This is a genomic window from Oleiphilus sp. HI0043 (assembly GCF_001634935.1).
The window spans coordinates 1-817 of sequence record NZ_LWEY01001430.1; the positions used below are offsets into that span (position 1 = coordinate 1).

The 817-nt window shown below is 46.4% G+C and carries 2 protein-coding genes; both read right to left on the reverse strand.

Annotation, left to right across the window (positions count from 1 at the left end; genetic code table 11):
• Positions 1-522 (reverse strand): tRNA pseudouridine(55) synthase TruB (gene truB / locus A3729_RS20100; protein WP_082882146.1); only part of this gene is annotated, 522 nt, incomplete at its 3' end.
• Positions 523-527: 5 nt separating this feature from the next.
• Positions 528-817: ribosome-binding factor A (locus A3729_RS20105; protein ID WP_197475945.1), on the reverse strand; the 290-nt coding region annotated here is incomplete at its 5' end.

Genomic DNA, 817 nt, shown 5'->3' on the forward strand with positions numbered 1-817 from the left:
ACATTCGACAGTCAAATCGAGCTGCTTTTCGCGTAACTCATCGAGCTCAAGCCTGAAAATACTAACTGGGCGTGCAGGACGCTCTATCGTGATACCTTTGCGCGCATATTCATATAAGGGGCGACCCTGATGCTTTAGCGCAGAATACATAGATGGCACCTGCTCTATGTCACCTTTAAATTTCTCTAGCAAGCTTAATAAGGGAGCTTCACTGAGTGCAGGCACTTCTTTGATCTCGACCGTTTCGCCATCACTATCACCGGTCGTCCGGATATCTCCTAGAGTCGCGGTTGTGTAATAGCCTTTATTCGCATCAAGTAGATAACGAGAGAACTTGGTTGCCTCACCAAAACAAATTGGTAAAACACCCGTCGCTAGAGGATCAAGACTTCCGGTATGACCTGCTTTTTGAGCACCAAATATCCGCCGAGCTTTTTGCAAGGCAAAATTTGAAGTCATCCCTTGAGGCTTATCAAGCAACAACACCCCGTTTAGCAGGCGTCCTTTTCTTCTACGCGCCAAAGGGACTAGCCTTCGTTATCCGTAGGAGTATTGGAATCTTCATTCCCCTCATCGACAGACAAATCAGCGTCTTTCTTTCGAGCCTGAGAAATAAGATTATCGAGTTGACGGCCGCGTTTAACCGAAGCGTCAAAATGAAAACGTAGTTGCGGGATAGTTCTAAGCTTGATCATACGACCAAGCTCGCTGCGCAAGAACCCTGCTGCTCCGTTAAGTACTTTAATCGTACTTTTTACCTCAGCCGCATCAGCATCCAGATCATCAACTGTGAGTAAGGTAACATAAACATCGGCAA